Source organism: Limnohabitans sp. TEGF005 (assembly GCF_055394835.1).
Window position 1 is genome coordinate 341,992 of record NZ_AP029226.1, and the last position, 16,465, is coordinate 358,456.

Genomic DNA, 16,465 nt, shown 5'->3' on the forward strand with positions numbered 1-16,465 from the left:
GCTTGTTAGCACTCAACTCCATCGAGTGCTAATGATAAGGGCATTTGGACTCATTTCAAGTGCTAAGCCGCCATTGGGGTGTTTTCACGGAGGGTGTTTGTCTCATCCGAATCTGCGTCGTGGGCGTGCGCCGTGCCCAAAAGGTAGCCAAAAACCAGGTCGGTGCTGATGTCGCCCTCAAACAGGCTGATTTTTGGGGACAGGTGCAAAGGGCTGCTGGGCGGCAGTTCTCTGCTGTTGTAAACGACGATGTGGGCGTTGTGCATCAGTTTTTCTTGCAAATCAAGCGGCGAAGCGTGCAGCCACGGAATCCGGGCATCGATGAAAAAAGCCCCCACAGTCTGGTGAATGCCCAACAGATCCAAGGGGTGGGTGATGACCTTGACCTGCTCCCATTGGCCCAATTTGCCCAAAGCGGCGGGTTGGTGCTGGCTGTCGTGCAAAACGCAAATCAAGGGTCTGACGACCTCGGTGGTTGAAGTCTGGCAGCCATGCTGCTTGCAATACTGGCTGAGAGACGAGGACAAAATTCGGCGGTGTCCCCCTTGCGTGATAAAGGCTTTGAAGACGCCGTTTTCCACCATGCGTTGGACGGTGCCTACCGACAGGCCCAGCACTTTGGCTGCTTGGCTGGTGCTGAAATAGGCTTGATTGATGTGGGTGTTTTTCATGGTGGATTCTTCAAGTGAGCCGTGCAAAGAGAGGTTTGAAGTTTTTGGGACCTTTGAATGTTATGGCGCGCTTTGCTGTCGCGGTGGGGCATGAACCGGTAGCGGAATGAACAAAAACAGGTAGCTGTCCCCCGCCTTCTCCGGTTTGTCGATGTCGTTGTCAGTTCAGGGCAAAATCACCCCCCATGCTCAGTTGGTTCCGTTTCTTTTCCCGATGGCCTTTGTGGGCCCTGCACGCTCTTGGCAGCGTGGGGGGCTGGCTGGCTTGGTGTTTTTCGGGGCATTACAGACGTCGGTTTTTGGACAATGCGCGCCGCGCAGGTCTGGGCTGGGGCGCTGTTTGGCAAGCCGTGGGGCAAGCCGGACGCATGTCGGCCGAATTGCCGCGTTTGTGGCTGGGCAGCACGCCGCCCGTGGTTTGGGCCGATGACCGCGCCGCTGTGGAGGCGTATGCCAGCGGCCAAGGCGTGTTGTTCTTGACCCCGCACATGGGTTGCTTCGAGATCACGGCCCAGGCCTTGGCCTTGCGGTTTTCTGCGCAACACGGCCCTTTGACGGTGCTGTACCGTCCCGCCCGCCATGCCGGTTTGGGCGAAGTCATGACGTTGGCCCGCCAGCGCACTGGGCTGGAAGCGGTGCCCACTACTTTGGCGGGCGTTCGGAGCATGATCAAGGCGCTGCGTTCGGGGCGTGCGGTGGGTTTGCTGCCTGACCAGGTTCCGCCTGAAGGCATGGGGCAGTGGGCCTCCTTCTTTGGCCAGTCGGCTTACACCATGACCCTGGCCGCCCGGCTGGCTTTGCAAACCGGTGCCCGCGTGGTGTTGATCTGGGGCGAGCGCTTGCCATGGGGGCGCGGCTACCGTTTGCACACCCAGGCCTTGGGTCATGCCCTGTCAGACGATCTGGACACTGCGGTGGTGCAGATCAACCAGGCCATGGAGGCCTTGATCCTGCAATGCCCTTCGCAGTACATCTGGGGCTATGCCCGTTACAAGAATCCCCGGCAGGCCCAGGCCTGAGCTGAAATCCCATGGTGAATTTGCTGATCGCTCTTTTGCGCCTTTTTGCGCGCCTGCCTTTGTCTTGGGTCAGGGCTGCTGGCTATGGGCTGGGCTGGCTGTTGTGGCATGTGGCTGGCAAGCGCCGCCGGATTGTGCAGGTCAATTTGCAAAAGTGCCTGCCTGAGTTGTCCGCCGCCGAACGCGAGGCTTTGGCCTTTCGGCACTTGATTTCGTTTGGACAGTCGGTGATGGACCGTGCCTGGCTTTGGCACGCGCCCGAGGCTTTGGTGCGGCAACGCCTGCGCTGGGTGGGCGACTTGCCTGCTTTGCAAGCGCCAGGCCCCTTGGTCATGTTTGCCCCGCATTTTGTCGGTCTGGATGCGGGCGGCCTGGCGGTATCGTTGGATGTGCCCGGGCCGGTGGCTTTCATTTTTGTGGGGCAGTCGCGTCCGGCGGTCGAGGCTTGGGTGCGCCAAGGGCGTGAGCGGTCAGGCAATGTACGGCCCTATTTTCGGCATCAGGGCATGCGCCAAATTTTGGCGGGCATCAAAAAAGGCGAGCCTTTGCACCTTTCGCCCGACATGGACTTTGGGCGCACGGAGTCGATTTTTGTGCCCTTCATGGGCGTCGAAAAAGCAGCCACAGTGCCCTCGCTGTCGCGTTTGTCCAAGGTGGTCGGTGCCCGCGTGGTGCCGGTGGTCACGCGCATGACGCCTGCGGGCTACGACATCGAGGTGCATGCGCCACTGGACAACTTCCCCACGGCCGATCTGGTGCAGGACACCACCCGCATGAACGCGCTGCTGGCCGACTGGGTGCGCACCATGCCCGAGCAGTATTACTGGGTGCACAAGCGCTTCAAGACGCGGCCTGAGGGCGAGCCAGGTTTTTACTGAGCGCCACGTTTCATGCGGGCTGTGGCTTCAGGAAGGCCGCTATTTCTGAGCGCACCCGCGCCTCTTGTTCGTGCACCACCCAATGCGTGGCGTGTTCAATGGGCACCACCTTCAGGTCGGCGATGTAAGCGTCCAGCCCCTCGGTCAGGCAGGGCAGCAAAGCCACGTCGTCTTGCGCCCACAGCACCAGCGTGGGCACGTCAATGCGCAGCGCCTCTGGCGGAATCTGCACACCCGAAGCCCCTGGATCTTGTGCGGTGGCTGGCCGCAAGGGCGAAGCGCGGTAGTAATTGAGACCGCCTTGCAGGCCGTGCTGCCAGACTTGGCGGTATTGGGCTTTGACTTCGGGCGTGAGCCAATCCGGATGTGTCGGTGCGCGAAGGCCGTCTGTGGGCGATGCAGCCGTGGCATGTTGGCCGGTCAAAAAAGCAAACAAGCCTTCAAAGTCGTTGGCGGCCAACTGTGCCGCAGCATCGGCTTGGACCAGAAAATTCATGTACGCGCTGGCCGCCTGTTGTGCCGGGTGGCTTTGCAGGGCCTTGAGCAGCGGACCGGGATGGGGCGAGTTGATGATGACCAGTTGGTCCAATTGCTCAGGGTGCTGGTTGACCAGGCTCCAGGCCACAGCGCCGCCCCAGTCGTGGGCCACCAAAGCGGCCAGTGGGGTTGGGCCAGACTCGGCCTCGATCAATGCCACGATGTCCTGCACCAGGTACTTGGCCCGGTAGGCCTTGACATCTTCGGGGGCGCTGGACCGCTCGTAGCCGCGCAGATTGGGGGCCACGCAGCGGTAGCCGCCGTTTTCGGGCTTTGAAAAGTAGACCAGCAACGCATCCCATACCCAGGCTGCTTCGGGAAAGCCGTGCAGGAACATCAAAACAGGCCGGCCTTTTTCGCCGCAAGCACGGCAGCTCAAGGTGATGCCGTGGGGCAGGTCTTGCTGCCAGGTCTGAATGTCAGGGTGCATCGGGGACACGCGGGATCACTCCTTGTGCGGCGGTGATCCAGTGGGCTCAGCAGCTGGGGTTCACTCGTCCAGGGCTTCGGGTTCTTCTTCGGGCGGCTCGGTTGGGGCAGGTGCAGGCGCCATGCCCGCGGCGGGGTGGGTCCAGTCCCACAGCAGCTTGGCCACCTCGTCCACGCCTTGTTTTTTCAGGGCCGAGAACAGTTTCACCTCGCCGCCACCCGCTTGCAGTCGCGCAATCGACAAGGCCTTGGCCTGCTCGGCGCGGGTGAGCTTGTCGGCTTTGGTCAGGATGATCAAAAACTTCAGGCCTTCTTCGACCCGGGGGCGGATGACTTCGAGCAGGATGTCGTCCAGCTCAGTCAGGCCATGGCGCGGGTCGCACATCATGACGATGCCGGTCAGGTTTTCGCGGCTGACCAAATAGTTGGCCATGACCTGCTGCCAGCGCAGCTTGTCCATTTTGGCCACGGCGGCGTAGCCGTAGCCCGGCAAGTCGGCCAACACCGTGTCGGTGATGCCTTGCTTGCCCAGGGCAAACAGGTTGATGTGCTGGGTGCGGCCCGGTTTTTTGGACGCAAAAGCCAGCTGTTTTTTCTGCGTCAAGGTGTTGATGCAGGTGGACTTGCCTGCATTGGATCGACCCACAAAGGCGATTTCAGGGGTGTCCATCTCGGGCAAATGGTGCAATTGCGCGGCGGTGGTCAGGAAGCGCGCGGTGTGCATCCAGCCCATGGGCGTGACCGCTGCAGGGGTGGCTGGCGCGGCTGGGGTCGAGGTGGGAGAAACGCGGGGGCTGGAGCTCATAAATCAGGGGGCCTTGGGTCGTCAGGAAACTGACGCAGACCTCATTGTAGAATCCTTGGGTTTTGCGCCCATTCTTCCAACTTTTGGACGACGACCATGAAGTCAATTGTTTCTCTCCTGATGTCCGCCACCTTGTCCGCTTTTGTCGCGGGCTCTGCATTGGCTGCTGGCCCTGCGCCGGTGGTGGCCAAGCCCGATCTGGCCAAAGGCGAAGCCGCTTTTGCCATGTGCGTGGCCTGCCACGCCGCTGACGGCAACTCGACCACCCCGGTCAACCCCAAGCTGTCGCAGCAACACCCCGAATACCTGATCAAGCAGTTGCATGAATTCAAGTCAGGCAAACGCGCCAACGCTGTGATGAGCGGCATGGTGGCCGGCTTGAGCGATGACGACATGCGCAACATCAGCTACTGGCTCGCTTCCAAACAAGCCAAGCCCGGTTTTGCCAAAGAAAAAGACACCGTGGCTTTGGGCGAGCGCATTTACCGTGGTGGCATTCCAGACCGCCAGATCGCCGCTTGCGCCAGCTGCCACTCGCCTAACGGCGCTGGCATGCCTGCCCAATACCCCCGCATGTCTGGCCAACACGCCGACTACACCGCAGCCCAGCTGGTGCAATTCCGTGACGGTGTTCGCAAGAACAGCGTCCAGATGACCCAGGTCGCCGCCAAGATGAACGACCGCGAAATCAAGGCCGTTTCCGATTACATCGCCGGTCTGCGCTGAGCGGCCACCCGGCCCCCGGCCCCCGGCCACGTCACACAGGGCATTCCCCTGAGTGCATGGGGTCTTCAGCCAGTGATCAGCTGCCTGAGCCACAATCGGGTCCCCGGCTGTGACGTGACAATCAAGGTCGGATTTCCGGCCTTTTTTGTTTGTGGCGGGCTTTTGGCCCGCTTTTGTTTGTCTGTGGACACCTTTGCACCATGACGTCTGTAGCTTCCAGCCCTGAATCTGAACGTGACTCGCCCCGCTGGCAAGCTGTGCTGGAGCTCCTGTCGTCGATGCGGTTCGCGATTTCGCTGCTGACCATCATTTGCATTGCGTCGGTCATTGGCACGGTGCTCAAACAAAACGAACCTGCCACCAATTACGTCAACCAGTTCGGGCCTTTTTGGGCCGAATTTTTTGCCACCCTGAAACTGAATGCGGTGTACAGCGCATGGTGGTTTTTGCTGATTTTGGCGTTTTTGGTGCTCAGCACCAGTTTGTGCATTGCGCGCAACACGCCCAAGATCCTGGCCGATCTCAAGACCTACAAAGAAAACATCCGTGAACAAAGCCTGAAGGCTTTTCACCACAAGGCCGAGGGCAGCCTGGACGACGCGCCGGAAGCCGCTGCCCATCGTCTGGGCCAGTTGCTGGCCACTGGCGGTTGGAAGGTCAAGCTGCAATCGCGCGAGACCCCGCAAGGCACCGGCTGGATGCTGGCGGCCAAGGCCGGTGCGGCCAACAAACTCGGTTACATCGCCGCGCACTCGGCCATTGTGTTGGTGTGCGTGGGCGGTTTGCTCGATGGCGATTTGATGGTGCGTGCCCAGATGTGGTTTGGCGGCAAGGCTGTTTACAGCGGTGGCGGGCTGATCGCCGATGTGCCCGCGCAGCACCGCCTGTCGGAGCGCAACCCGGCTTTCCGAGGCAATCTGATGGTGGCCGAAGACACGGCCTCGAGCACCGCCATCCTGAGCCAGTCCAGCGGCATCTTGTTGCAAGACCTGCCCTTTACGATCGAACTCAAAAAGTTCATCGTCGAGTATTACTCGACCGGCATGCCCAAGCTGTTTGCCAGCGACATCGTGATCCACGACAAAGCCACGGGCGAGAAAAAAGACGCCCGTGTCGAAGTCAACCACCCGGTCAGCTACAAGGGCATCGAAATTTACCAGTCGAGCTTTGATGACGGTGGCTCCAGCGTCAAGCTGCAGGCCGTGCCCATGGCCGCAGCCACGCGGGCTTTTGAGGTCGACGGCACGATCGGGGGCAGCACCGAGCTGAGCAATGGGCCCGAGAAAATGAGCCTCGAGTTCACCGGCCTTCGCGTCATCAACGTGGAAAACATGTCGGGCAACGGCGCACAAGGGCAGGGCGTGGACGTGCGCAAAGTCGATTTGCGCAGCGCCATCGACCAGCGCATGGGCGCGGGCCACAAAACCACCGAGACCAAAGAACTGCGCAACGTGGGTCCGAGCGTGAGCTACAAGCTGCGCGACGCCGCAGGCCAGGCCCGCGAATACAACAACTACATGCTGCCGGTGGATGCGGGCGACGGCGTGCCGGTGTTTTTGCTGGGCATGCGCGAGAACCCGAGCGAGCCTTATCGCTACTTGCGTCCGCCAGCCGATGAAAATGGCAATCTGGACGGATTCCTCCGCTTGCGTTCGGCCTTGGCCGATGCCAGCTTGCGCGAGCGTGCGGTGCAACGTTATGCCCGCAAGGCGGTCGACCCGCAGCGGCCTGAATTGACGCAGCAATTGGCCGGTTCGGCCTCCCGCGCTTTGGGCTTGTTTGCCGGACTTGAGTCGGTGCAGGGCAAAAAAGTGGCGGGCTTGCAGGCACTGGCCGATTTTCTGGAAGTCAATGTGCCCGAGGCTGAACGTGCCCGAGCAGGCGAGATGTTTGTGCGCATCCTGAACGGCACCCTGCTGGAGCTGGATGCTGTGGCGCGTGAGCAGGCGGCCGCCAAACCGTTGCCCGCTGACAAGGTGCAAGGCTTCATGTCGCAGTCGGTGCTGGCGCTGTCCGATGCGCCGTTTTACCCCGCACCCATGACGTTCTTGCTGAAAGACTTCAAGCAGGTCCAGGCCAGCGTGTTCCAGGTGGCCAGAGCCCCAGGCAAAAATGTGGTTTATTTGGGCTGCTTTTTTCTGATCCTGGGTGTTTTTGCGATGCTCTACGTGCGTGAGCGCCGCCTGTGGGTGTGGCTGGCCCCCCAAGCGGGTGGCTCGCAAGCCACCTTGGCCCTGTCGTCCAATCGCAAAACCATGGACATGGACCGTGAATTTGACCAACTGAGTGCCCGTTTGCTGGGACGTCCCGAGAAAAACCAATGACGACTACTGTGACTTTGAACCCCGGTTACTTCTCTCGCCGCAGTGCCCTTGACTGGGGCTTTGCCGTGCTGGCGCTGCTGGGCATGGTGTTTGCCTTTAGCCGTTACAGCCAGGCGATGGACGTGTACGAGCAAGGCATCTTGGTGGCCAGTGTGCCTGCGGCTGTTGCCCTGGCCTGGTTTTGGCGCCCTATGCGCACGCTGATGCTGGTGGTGGCGGGCTTGTCCTTGTTCGCCATCAACGCCTATCAGGGCGATTTGGCGCGTGCCGAGCAGGTGTTCTGGCTCAAGTATTTCCTGTCCAGCCAATCCGCCATTTTGTGGATGAGCATGGTGTTTTTCATCAGCACCGTGTTTTATTGGGCGGGCATGTTCATTCGCGGACAAGGCGATACCCTTGAAACCTTGGGCAGCCGCATGGCCTGGGTCGGTGTGGCGCTGGCCTTGATCGGCACCATGGTGCGCTGGTACGAGAGCTACCTGATCGGTGCCGATGTGGGCCACATTCCGGTCAGCAATCTGTACGAAGTCTTCGTCATGTTTTGCTGGATGACAGCAGGCTTTTACTTGTACTACGAAGACCATTACCGCACCCGCGCCTTGGGCGCTTTTGTGATGCTGGTGGTCAGTGCAGCGGTTGGCTTTTTGCTTTGGTACACCCTGGTTCGAGAGGCACACGCCATCCAGCCTTTGGTGCCTGCCCTTAAAAGCTGGTGGATGAAGCTGCATGTGCCTGCCAACTTCATTGGTTACGGCACCTTTGCACTGGCGGCGATGGTGGCCTTTGCCTACCTGATCAAGCAAACCGCAGGCGAGACCCGTTGGTACAAGCTCGCGCCCTTGTGGTTGCTGGGCATTGTCTTGTGCTTTGAGCCGGTGGTGTTCCGCAAGTCCCCCACCGAAGGCGGCAGTGGCTACTGGATGGTCTATTTCGGCATTTCGGCCCTGATCGTGGCAGGTATTTTGTTTGGCCGTCGCCGCATTGCCGAGCGCTTGCCCTCTTTTGAAATCTTGGACGATGTGATGTACAAATCCATCGCCGTGGGCTTCGCCTTTTTCACCATCGCCACCGTGCTGGGGGCCTTGTGGGCGGCCGAGGCCTGGGGCGGTTACTGGAGCTGGGACCCGAAAGAAACCTGGGCCTTGATCGTCTGGCTCAACTACGCAGCCTGGTTGCACATGCGCCTGATGAAGGGCCTGCGCGGCACGGTGGCCGCTTGGTGGGCATTGATGGGCTTGGCCGTCACCACCTTTGCGTTCTTGGGTGTCAACATGTTCTTGAGCGGCTTGCACAGCTACGGCACGCTCTGATCGTGCGGTGGCCTGTGCCTTTTGCGGGCAGGGCCATGCCTTAGGCCCTTGTGATCACCGCATGCCCGCGTTGGGCTTGGCTGACAGACGCTGTTTCGACGAGGGTTTCTGAAAAAGTCCAGAATACGACGCTGTCTTTAGCCTTCAACAGGACCGTCCATGATCATTCAGACAGACAACTCAGGTTTTCGGCATCCCATTGCCAGCGAAATCACCCCCGAATCGGTCTACCAGACTCGGCGCGACCTCATCCGCAACCTGGCCGCAGGCTCTGCGGGCTTGGCTTTGACGGCCTGGGGTGCGCGCGAGGCTCATGCACAAACGCCACGCGCAGGGCAGTTGGCTGCACTGGCTTCGGTGCCATCGGCGGTGCCCGGTGCCTTGACCATGGACAAGCTCACGGCCTACAAAGACGCCACCACCTACAACAACTTCTACGAATTCGGCACCGACAAATCCGACCCCGCCAAGCGTGCCCACACCCTGGTCACCCAGCCTTGGACGGTGGCGATCGAGGGCTTGGTCAAAAAGCCGGGCCGTTATGGCCTGGAAGACTTGATGAAGCTCAGCGCTATGGAAGAGCGCATTTACCGCCTGCGCTGTGTAGAAGGCTGGTCCATGGTGATCCCTTGGATTGGCTATTCGCTGGCCAACTTGATCCGCAAGGTGGAACCCCAACCGGGTGCTCAATTTGTGGAGTTCATCACCCAGTCTGACCCCAAGACCATGCCGGGTGTGCGCGGTGGCGCGTTGGATTGGCCTTATGTCGAAGCCCTGCGCATGGACGAAGCCATGCACCCCTTGACCTTGCTGGCTTTTGGCATGTATGGCGAAGTCATGCCCAAGCAAAACGGAGCCCCTCTGCGTTTGGTGGTGCCTTGGAAATACGGTTTCAAGAGCGGTAAAAGCCTGGTCAAAATCCGTTTCACCGACAAGCAGCCCGTGTCGTCGTGGGAAAAAGCCGCACCGCAAGAATACGGTTTTTATTCCAATGTGAACCCCTTGGTGGACCACCCGCGCTGGAGTCAGGCCACCGAACGCCGCATTGGCGAAGACGGTTTGCTGGCCAAAAAACGCAAAACGCTGATGTTCAACGGCTACGAAGCGCAAGTGGGGCAGCTCTACGCGGGCATGGACTTGAAGAAGTTTTTCTGATGCCGATTCGGGCGCAAGCGTGGCAGGCATGAGAGCGGCCCTCCGTCATCCGGCCGCTTGGTGGGCGCTGTTGTTCACCGGCTTGCTGCCATTTTTCTGCTTGGTCGGATTGACGCTGCAAGACCAGTTGGGGGCCAATCCGACCGAGTATTTGACCCGAGCGACGGGCGATTGGACTTTGCGCAGTTTGTGCGTGGTGCTGGCGGTGACGCCCTTGCGGGTGCTGTCAGGCTGGCCAGAGTGGCTGCGCTTTCGCCGCATGCTGGGCTTGATCACCTATTTTTATGCGGTGTTGCACTTGGCCTGTTATGCCTGGTTTGACATGGGGCTGGACTTGGCCGATATCTTGGCCGACATCCCCAAGCGCACCTTCATTTTGGTGGGCTTTGCCGCTTGGTTGTTGCTGACGGCCATGGCCTTGACCTCGTTCAACCGGGCCATTCGCTGGCTTGGCGCGGCCCGTTGGCGGGCACTGCACCGCAGTGTGTATGCCGTGGCCGTGTTGGCGGTGCTGCATTTTTGGTGGATGCGTGCGGGCAAAAACAACTTCGCCGAAGTGCTGGTGTACGCCGCTGTGCTGGCCTTGCTGTTGGCTTGGCGCATTTGGCGTCGCTGGCGTCAAGCTGCTCAGCCGGGGTGATGGGCCAGGGGCATCGCCCCCTGGCACTCACGGATCAGACCAGTTGTTCCAGCGCAAAGGTGTCGAACGCTGATTCGCGTTGACGGATCAAGTGGGCCTGCGTGCCGTCCACCAAAATCTCAGCCGCGCGACCGCGCGTGTTGTAGTTGCTGGCCATGCTCATGCAATAAGCGCCGGCCGACAACACGGCCAAGGTGTCACCGGCTTGCACCAGCAGTTGACGGTCGCGGCCGATCCAGTCGCCGCTTTCACATACCGGCCCCACGATGTCGTACAGCGTGCCATCGGCGCTGGCAAAGCCTGCGCGGGGTGTGACCGGCACGATCTGGTGAAAGGCTTGGTACATCGCAGGGCGGGGCAAGTCGTTCATCGCGGCATCGACGATGCAAAAGTTCTTTTGCTCGCCGGGCTTCAGGTACAGCACTTCCGTCAGGCACACGCCGGCGTTGCCCACCAGCGAGCGGCCTGGCTCGATCATGATGGGGCGCTGGCCGTAACCGCGTGCATCCAGCTTGGCCAACAGTTGTGCCCACAGCGCATCGGCCTCAGGCGGGGTGTCGCCGTTGTAGTTGATGCCCAGTCCACCACCAAAGTCGATGTGCTCGATCGGGATGCCCGCCGCTTCGATCTCGCCCACCAAGTCCAGCACGCGGTCCATGGCGTCAAGGTAAGGCGTGGTTTCGGTGATTTGTGAGCCAATGTGGCAGTCGATGCCCACCACCTTCAGGCCCGGCAAGTGGGCCGCATGGCGGTAGGCGCGCAAGGCGTCTTCGTGGGCAATGCCAAATTTATTGCCTTTGAGGCCTGTCGAAATGTAGGGATGGGTCTTGGCGTCCACATTGGGGTTGACGCGCAAGCTGACCGGGGCTTGCATGCCCAGTTGGAGCGCCACTTCGTTGAGCACGTCGAGTTCGGCTTCGCTTTCGACGTTGAAGCAACCGATGCCCACTTGCAGGGCCTGCTTCATTTCTGCGCGGGTTTTGCCCACGCCCGAAAAAATGACTTTCGCAGGGTCAGCGCCTGCTGCCAGCACGCGGGCCAGTTCGCCGCCCGAGACGGTGTCAAAGCCGCAACCGGCTTCAGCAAAGACTTGCAGCACAGCCAAGGTGGAGTTGGCTTTCATGGCGTAGCAAATTTGGGCTTGGCGCCCGGCAAAGCCGCGCTGGTAGGCGGCCAGCGCCGACAACATGGCCGCTTTCGAATAGACAAAAAGTGGTGTGCCATGTTCGCGGGCCAGGTCGGACAGGCGAACGCCTTCCACCATGAGTTGATCGCCTTGGTAAGCGATGTGGGGTTGGCCTGGCAGGTTGGTGGGGGTGGCAATGGCGTTCATCGTGGTGCGGCAGTGGGTGCTTCGGGGGCAGTGAGGGGGGCGGCGGAAGGCAAATCGGAAGGTGCGTTGGGTTGTGCGGTAGCCGGTGAAGGGGACGCTGACGAGGCAGGCCAGAGCTTCAAGGTTTGAGGCAGGGTGGCCCGACCGGCAGATTCCGGTGTGCTGGGCAAAACCAAGGCCCCTTTTTGACCGCAAGCGGTCAACATCGCCGCACCACCTGCAAGGGCATGCGCCATGACTAGAATCTTCAATACCTTCAACATGCAGCGATTGTAATGACCGACCTTGAATTTCTGGACCAAGCTGAACGCCTGCTCGCGGGCGTGGAGATCAGCAGCGATCGCCTGAACGACGACACCGACGCCGATATCGACAACCAGCGCACCGGGGGCATGGTCACGCTCACCTTTCCCAACCGCAGCCAGATCGTGATCAACCTGCAAAAGCCGCTGCACGAGGTGTGGTTGGCCGCCCGTTGCGGTGGTTTTCATTACAAGTTTGACGGTGTCCACTGGATGGACACCAAGGGGCAGGGTGAGTTTTGGGAAAGCCTGTCGCGTTACGCGTCAGAACAGGCCGGTCAAAGCCTGTTTTTCAAGCCCTGAGCAGGGGGCCATGCACAAGGCGCAGGCCTTGTGCATTCGGTTGGCCATTGCCTGCCTTCAGTTTCTGAACAAATCCAGAATCCGGTTGCGTTCTTCGGCAGGTGGTATGGCATTGCGGCTTTGGCCCGAACCATCACCGCCGGTGCCCAATGTGCTGATCGCACCGCCTTTGGCGTATTCCTCGTACATCCAGTCGCCACCGACGTTCACCAGACCCTCGGGAACGGCGGGCTCTGAAACAGGGATGCTGCGCAAAGCCGTTTCCATGAAATTGATCCAGACAGGCAAGCTCAAGCCGCCGCCCGTTTCGCGGTCACCCAGCTTGCGCGGGGTGTCGTAACCGATCCAGACCACCGCGGCCAGATTTTGTTGGTAGCCCGCAAACCATGCGTCCATTGCGTCGTTGGTGGTGCCGGTTTTGCCATAAATGTCGGGGCGTTTGAGCGTGGCCTGAGCGCGAGCGGCAGTGCCCGAGCGCGTCACTTCTTGCAACAAACTGGTCATCACAAATGCATTGCGTGCGGGAATGGCCGAGGATGCTTCATTCATTTGCACGGCGGCAGGGCTGTCTACCAGTACCCGGTCTTTGAAATCGGTGATGCGTGTGATCAGGTGCGGCTGAACCCGATGGCCGCCGTTGGCGAACACCGAGTAGCCCGTGGCCATTTGCATCGGTGTGACCGAACCCGCGCCCAGCGCCATCGTTAAATAAGCCGGGTGCTTGTCTTCGTCGAAGCCAAAACGGGTGATCCATTCTTGGGCAGGGCGTGCGCCGACCGCTTGCAAGACCCGAATCGAGACCATGTTTTTCGATTTGGCCAAACCGGTGCGCAGGCTCATCGGGCCGTCAAACTTGCCGTCGTAGTTTTTGGGCTCCCAAGGCTGCCCGCCTGTCACGCCACTGTCGAAAAACAAGGGCGCATCGTTGACCACGGTGGCTGGTGTGAAGCCTTTTTCCAGCGCCGCTGAATAAATAAAGGGTTTGAAGCTGGAGCCAGGTTGACGCCAGGCTTGAGTGACGTGGTTGAATTTGTTTTTGGCAAAGTCAAAGCCCCCCACCAAGGCGCGGATGGCGCCCGTCTGCGGTGTGAGTGCCACCAAGGCACCTTCGACCTCGGGCAGTTGGGTGATCTCCCAAGCGCCTTTGGCGGTTTGCGTGACGCGGATCAGGGCCCCTCTGCGCACCTGCTTGGCCGGAGGGGTCTTGTCAGAAAGCCCCGATTGCGCTGGCTTGAGGCCATCGCCTGTGATGCTGATTTGCTCGCCGTTTTGGCGAACGACCACCACTTTTCGGGGGGAGGCTTCCAGCACCACAGCCGACAGCACATCGCCGTTGTCCGGATGGTCTTCCAGCGCGTCATCGATCGCGTCTTCCATCTTTTTGGCGTCTGCAGGCAGGTCGATGAATATTTCTGGGCCACGGTAAATCTGGCGGCGTTCAAAATCCATGATGCCTTGGCGCAGCGACCTGTAGGCCGCCATTTGCTCGGCCGATTGGACGGTGGTGTACACGTTCAGGCCGCGTGTGTAGGTTTCTTGGCCATATTGGGCAAAGACCATTTGCCGCACGGTTTCGGCCAGGTATTCGGCATGCAGAATTTTTTTGTCCGCCGCAGACCGCAGCTTGAGAGGCTCGGCTTTGGCTGCTTTGGCTTCGGCAGCAGAGATGTACTTGCTGTCTTCCATCCGTTCGATGATGTACAGCTGGCGCGAGCGGGCGCGCTTGGGGTTGCTGATCGGGTTGTAGGCCGATGGGGCTTTGGGCAAGCCCGCCAGCATGGCGGCTTCGGCGATGGTGATGTCTTTCAGTGGTTTGCCAAAGTAAATCTCACACGCCGATGCAAAACCGTAGGCCCGGTTGCCCAAGAAAATCTGGTTCATGTAGATCTCAAGGATCTGGTCCTTGGTCAGCATGTGTTCGAGCTTGTAGGTCAGCAAAATTTCATAAATTTTGCGGGTGTAAGTTTTCTCGGACGACAGGTACACATTGCGGGCCACCTGCATGGTGATGGTCGATGCGCCCTGGCTTTTCACGCGGCCCAGGTTGGCAATGCCCGCCCTCAAAATGCCCAGGTAGTCCACGCCGCCGTGCTGGTAGAAGCGGTTGTCCTCGATGGACAGTACCGCGTCCTTCATCACCTGAGGGATCTCTTTGAAGGGCGTGAGGTTGCGGCGCTCTTCGCCAAACTCGCCCATCAGTTGGCCATCTTCCGTGAAAACACGCAGGGGCAACTTGGGCTTGTAGTCGGCCAAGTCTGAAATGTCGGGCAAATTGGGGTAGGCGATGACCATGGCCACACCCACCACCATCAGGATGGACACCAGCCCAGCGGCCGCCAAGCCCATCGCCCACACAGCCAATTTGACAAGCCATGACAGAGCGTTTGGCGCTGGGGCCTGCTCTTTGCGAGGTTGCTTTTCTGGAGAGGCGGTGTCTTTGTAGGGCATAGGTGGGCTGTTGGGGCAGCCAACAAGGTGCGGGCTGCTGGCCATTATAAAAATCCTGGGCACAGCGCCAAGAAGTTTTAAAAGAAAAATGAATAAATTGGTTTTAGAAAAATTGTCGCCGAAGCTGATTCATGTTACAAAACCTCTCTTGGAAGGCCATTCCGGCCACTTCCCAGGAGGCTTGGCATGCAGGCATTGGCGCAGTGGTGGCGGCGGTTGACTTCCCGGTCGGTCGGTCAAGCGTGGGGTTTGGCCCCGCAGGGGATGGCATGGGCCCTGGTGGGTCTGGCCCGACAAAACCACGAGCTGGCCAGGGTCCACACCACCTTGTCATTGCAGGCACCCGCCCACTCAGGTTTGGTGGATTTAGCTTGGTTGAGCCATGCCTTGCGCCAAAACGGGCGTTTGCGTGGCGGCTTCATGCATCGTTTGAATATGGCTTTGCCTGCCGCCCATTTGCAGGAGGGCATCATCCATTTTCCGGCGCAGTTGCCCAAAGAAGATTGGCCTTATGAGGTGCAGCTGGAGGTGTCTCAGGCGCTCCAGTTGGCACCCGATGAGGTGAGTTTTGACTTTGCACCCGAGCCATTGACCCAGGGCCCGGTGCAGCGAGTTCACTGGATCGGTTGCGCACAGGCGCACATGCTTGAGTTCAAAAACTGCACGCGTGCGGCAGGTTGGCGGTTGGCCGCCGTCGAATCTGAAGCCCAGGCCGCATGGCGTGGCGTTCGCGCCTTGCAGGGCGGCGTGTCCAGCTTGTTGACCCAAGCCCCCCAAGATTGGCAATTTCGACTGAAAAGCCAGAGCAACGCCATACCGGCGAGTGCGCTCATGGATTCAGACGCGGCGATGGAAGAGGCCGTCGGGCAAGTTATGAGCACGCCGACAGGGGCCCGTTTGGTCGCGTCGGGTCTTGCCCTGAAAGCCTGGCAGTGATGCGCGCACTCAACTTGCTGCACTACCCGAGTCTGGCGCGGCAACAAAAGGTGTTCCACCGTTGGTGGAGCAGCCTGGCGGGCTTGTTGTTGGGTGGTGCGGTGGCTTGGGGGTGGTTGCAATGGCAAGACATTCAGACGCTGCGTCTGCGGCAAACGCAAAGCCTCCTGCAAGCGAGCTTGACCACGCGCAATCAGCAGGCCAAAGAAGCCGTGCAGGGCCAAATCCAACTGCGCTTGCAAGCTGCGCAACTGGTGCAGCTGAGGCAGATCGCGCAGCACCAGCAGGCTTGGGCATCGCTGCATGACCTGTTGCAAATGGAAGCCCGGCGCAGCGGTTTGCAATTGGGTCGCTTGCAGTCAGATGCTGAAAAAATCGAATTGCAGGGCACGACCGCCGATGCGGCTGCGATGACCGATGCCCAACAACGGCTGACCGAGCAGCTCGATCATCCCTTGGGTTTGGTGAGCATCACCACCGGGCCCCATGCCAGCGTGGACTTTGTCTGGCAAACCCATTTGCCCGCAGTGCAGGCGGCTTCAAGCGCCCCGCCTTCACGCGCATCGGGACCGCCGCCATGAACACTGATTCAGACCCAAGGGCCCAAATGCCCCAAATGACCCAAATGACCCAGATAAGCGGGCTGTCA

16 protein-coding genes are annotated in these 16,465 nt (G+C 60.0%); 10 read left to right on the top strand and 6 right to left on the bottom strand.

Features of this window, described 5'->3' with window-relative positions; translation table 11 throughout:
* Positions 1-62: 62 nt before the first annotated feature.
* On the bottom strand, positions 63-671 hold the full coding sequence (locus ACZ5RG_RS01565) for a helix-turn-helix domain-containing protein (RefSeq protein ID WP_315235153.1): 609 nt from the start codon (positions 669-671) through the stop codon (positions 63-65).
* Positions 672-856: 185 nt separating this feature from the next.
* Between ACZ5RG_RS01565 and ACZ5RG_RS01570 the strand changes: the two genes are divergently transcribed.
* Complete coding sequence (locus ACZ5RG_RS01570) at positions 857-1,690, top strand: lysophospholipid acyltransferase family protein (protein ID WP_464447622.1); 834 nt, start codon at positions 857-859, stop codon at positions 1,688-1,690.
* An 11-nt stretch (positions 1,691-1,701) separates the two neighbouring features.
* Positions 1,702-2,568: an LpxL/LpxP family acyltransferase gene (locus ACZ5RG_RS01575; RefSeq protein WP_464447623.1), complete on the top strand. Its 867-nt coding sequence runs from the start codon at positions 1,702-1,704 to the stop codon at positions 2,566-2,568.
* Positions 2,569-2,578: 10 nt separating this feature from the next.
* Here the strand turns inward: ACZ5RG_RS01575 and ACZ5RG_RS01580 are convergent, their stop codons facing one another.
* Both ACZ5RG_RS01580 and yihA read right to left on the bottom strand, forming a co-directional pair.
* Positions 2,579-3,535 (bottom strand): alpha/beta fold hydrolase, encoded by a 957-nt coding sequence (locus ACZ5RG_RS01580; RefSeq protein WP_298601164.1) that lies wholly within the window; start codon positions 3,533-3,535, stop codon positions 2,579-2,581.
* Between the two features lie 60 nt (positions 3,536-3,595).
* Positions 3,596-4,267 (bottom strand): ribosome biogenesis GTP-binding protein YihA/YsxC, encoded by a 672-nt coding sequence (gene yihA / locus ACZ5RG_RS01585; protein ID WP_298601167.1) that lies wholly within the window; start codon positions 4,265-4,267, stop codon positions 3,596-3,598.
* Positions 4,268-4,435: 168 nt separating this feature from the next.
* On the opposite strand from yihA, the gene ACZ5RG_RS01590 reads away from it, so the two are divergent.
* The 5 genes from ACZ5RG_RS01590 (at position 4,436) to ACZ5RG_RS01610 (ending at position 10,494) form a co-directional block, all read left to right on the top strand.
* Positions 4,436-5,065, top strand: a complete 630-nt coding sequence (locus ACZ5RG_RS01590; protein WP_298601153.1) for a c-type cytochrome — start codon at positions 4,436-4,438, stop codon at positions 5,063-5,065.
* Between the two features lie 200 nt (positions 5,066-5,265).
* On the top strand, positions 5,266-7,389 hold the full coding sequence (locus ACZ5RG_RS01595) for a cytochrome c biogenesis protein ResB (protein WP_315137966.1): 2,124 nt from the start codon (positions 5,266-5,268) through the stop codon (positions 7,387-7,389).
* Positions 7,386-8,699, top strand: a complete 1,314-nt coding sequence (gene ccsB, locus ACZ5RG_RS01600) for a c-type cytochrome biogenesis protein CcsB (RefSeq protein ID WP_312261693.1) — start codon at positions 7,386-7,388, stop codon at positions 8,697-8,699. Before ACZ5RG_RS01595 ends, ccsB begins: the two co-directional genes overlap by 4 nt.
* A gap of 159 nt (positions 8,700-8,858) precedes the next feature.
* A complete protein-coding gene (gene msrP, locus ACZ5RG_RS01605; protein ID WP_464447624.1) occupies positions 8,859-9,854 on the top strand; it encodes a protein-methionine-sulfoxide reductase catalytic subunit MsrP in 996 nt (331 codons plus the stop codon).
* A gap of 28 nt (positions 9,855-9,882) precedes the next feature.
* Positions 9,883-10,494, top strand: a complete 612-nt coding sequence (locus tag ACZ5RG_RS01610) for a protein-methionine-sulfoxide reductase heme-binding subunit MsrQ (protein ID WP_464447625.1) — start codon at positions 9,883-9,885, stop codon at positions 10,492-10,494.
* 34 nt (positions 10,495-10,528) lie between these two features.
* Here the strand turns inward: ACZ5RG_RS01610 and lysA are convergent, their stop codons facing one another.
* Together lysA and lptM are read right to left on the bottom strand one after the other, a co-directional pair.
* A complete protein-coding gene (gene lysA / locus ACZ5RG_RS01615) occupies positions 10,529-11,827 on the bottom strand; it encodes a diaminopimelate decarboxylase (RefSeq protein WP_464447626.1) in 1,299 nt (432 codons plus the stop codon).
* Entirely contained in the window at positions 11,824-12,090 is a 267-nt protein-coding gene (lptM, locus tag ACZ5RG_RS01620) for an LPS translocon maturation chaperone LptM (protein WP_409418273.1), read from the bottom strand. The genes lysA and lptM overlap by 4 nt, the downstream gene beginning before the upstream one ends.
* A 12-nt stretch (positions 12,091-12,102) precedes the next feature.
* On the opposite strand from lptM, the gene cyaY reads away from it, so the two are divergent.
* On the top strand, positions 12,103-12,432 hold the full coding sequence (gene cyaY / locus ACZ5RG_RS01625) for an iron donor protein CyaY (protein WP_312261701.1): 330 nt from the start codon (positions 12,103-12,105) through the stop codon (positions 12,430-12,432).
* Positions 12,433-12,489: 57 nt separating this feature from the next.
* On the opposite strand, the gene ACZ5RG_RS01630 is transcribed toward cyaY, so the two are convergent.
* Entirely contained in the window at positions 12,490-14,880 is a 2,391-nt protein-coding gene (locus ACZ5RG_RS01630) for a penicillin-binding protein 1A (RefSeq protein ID WP_464447627.1), read from the bottom strand.
* 264 nt (positions 14,881-15,144) lie between these two features.
* On the opposite strand from ACZ5RG_RS01630, the gene ACZ5RG_RS01635 reads away from it, so the two are divergent.
* Both ACZ5RG_RS01635 and ACZ5RG_RS01640 read left to right on the top strand, forming a co-directional pair.
* The gene (locus ACZ5RG_RS01635; RefSeq protein WP_298601752.1) at positions 15,145-15,816 is read left to right on the top strand and encodes a hypothetical protein; all 672 of its coding nucleotides are present in this window, start codon (positions 15,145-15,147) and stop codon (positions 15,814-15,816) included.
* Positions 15,816-16,397 (top strand): hypothetical protein, encoded by a 582-nt coding sequence (locus ACZ5RG_RS01640; protein WP_464447628.1) that lies wholly within the window; start codon positions 15,816-15,818, stop codon positions 16,395-16,397. The genes ACZ5RG_RS01635 and ACZ5RG_RS01640 overlap by 1 nt, the downstream gene beginning before the upstream one ends.
* Positions 16,398-16,465: the final 68 nt, after the last annotated feature.

Excerpts from the sequence above, each read along its gene's own strand:
- ACZ5RG_RS01565 (WP_315235153.1), bottom strand. The coding sequence starts at position 671 with ATGAAAAACACCCACATCAATCAAGCCTATTTCAGCACCAGCCAAGCA.
- ACZ5RG_RS01570 (WP_464447622.1), top strand. The coding sequence starts at position 857 with ATGCTCAGTTGGTTCCGTTTCTTTTCCCGATGGCCTTTGTGGGCCCTG.
- ACZ5RG_RS01575 (WP_464447623.1), top strand. The coding sequence starts at position 1,702 with ATGGTGAATTTGCTGATCGCTCTTTTGCGCCTTTTTGCGCGCCTGCCT.
- ACZ5RG_RS01580 (WP_298601164.1), bottom strand. The coding sequence starts at position 3,535 with ATGCACCCTGACATTCAGACCTGGCAGCAAGACCTGCCCCACGGCATC.
- yihA (WP_298601167.1), bottom strand. The coding sequence starts at position 4,267 with ATGGGCTGGATGCACACCGCGCGCTTCCTGACCACCGCCGCGCAATTG.
- ACZ5RG_RS01590 (WP_298601153.1), top strand. The coding sequence starts at position 4,436 with ATGAAGTCAATTGTTTCTCTCCTGATGTCCGCCACCTTGTCCGCTTTT.
- ACZ5RG_RS01595 (WP_315137966.1), top strand. The coding sequence starts at position 5,266 with ATGACGTCTGTAGCTTCCAGCCCTGAATCTGAACGTGACTCGCCCCGC.
- ccsB (WP_312261693.1), top strand. The coding sequence starts at position 7,386 with ATGACGACTACTGTGACTTTGAACCCCGGTTACTTCTCTCGCCGCAGT.
- msrP (WP_464447624.1), top strand. The coding sequence starts at position 8,859 with ATGATCATTCAGACAGACAACTCAGGTTTTCGGCATCCCATTGCCAGC.
- ACZ5RG_RS01610 (WP_464447625.1), top strand. The coding sequence starts at position 9,883 with ATGAGAGCGGCCCTCCGTCATCCGGCCGCTTGGTGGGCGCTGTTGTTC.
- lysA (WP_464447626.1), bottom strand. The coding sequence starts at position 11,827 with ATGAACGCCATTGCCACCCCCACCAACCTGCCAGGCCAACCCCACATC.
- lptM (WP_409418273.1), bottom strand. The coding sequence starts at position 12,090 with ATGTTGAAGGTATTGAAGATTCTAGTCATGGCGCATGCCCTTGCAGGT.
- cyaY (WP_312261701.1), top strand. The coding sequence starts at position 12,103 with ATGACCGACCTTGAATTTCTGGACCAAGCTGAACGCCTGCTCGCGGGC.
- ACZ5RG_RS01630 (WP_464447627.1), bottom strand. The coding sequence starts at position 14,880 with ATGCCCTACAAAGACACCGCCTCTCCAGAAAAGCAACCTCGCAAAGAG.
- ACZ5RG_RS01635 (WP_298601752.1), top strand. The coding sequence starts at position 15,145 with ATGGCATGGGCCCTGGTGGGTCTGGCCCGACAAAACCACGAGCTGGCC.
- ACZ5RG_RS01640 (WP_464447628.1), top strand. The coding sequence starts at position 15,816 with ATGCGCGCACTCAACTTGCTGCACTACCCGAGTCTGGCGCGGCAACAA.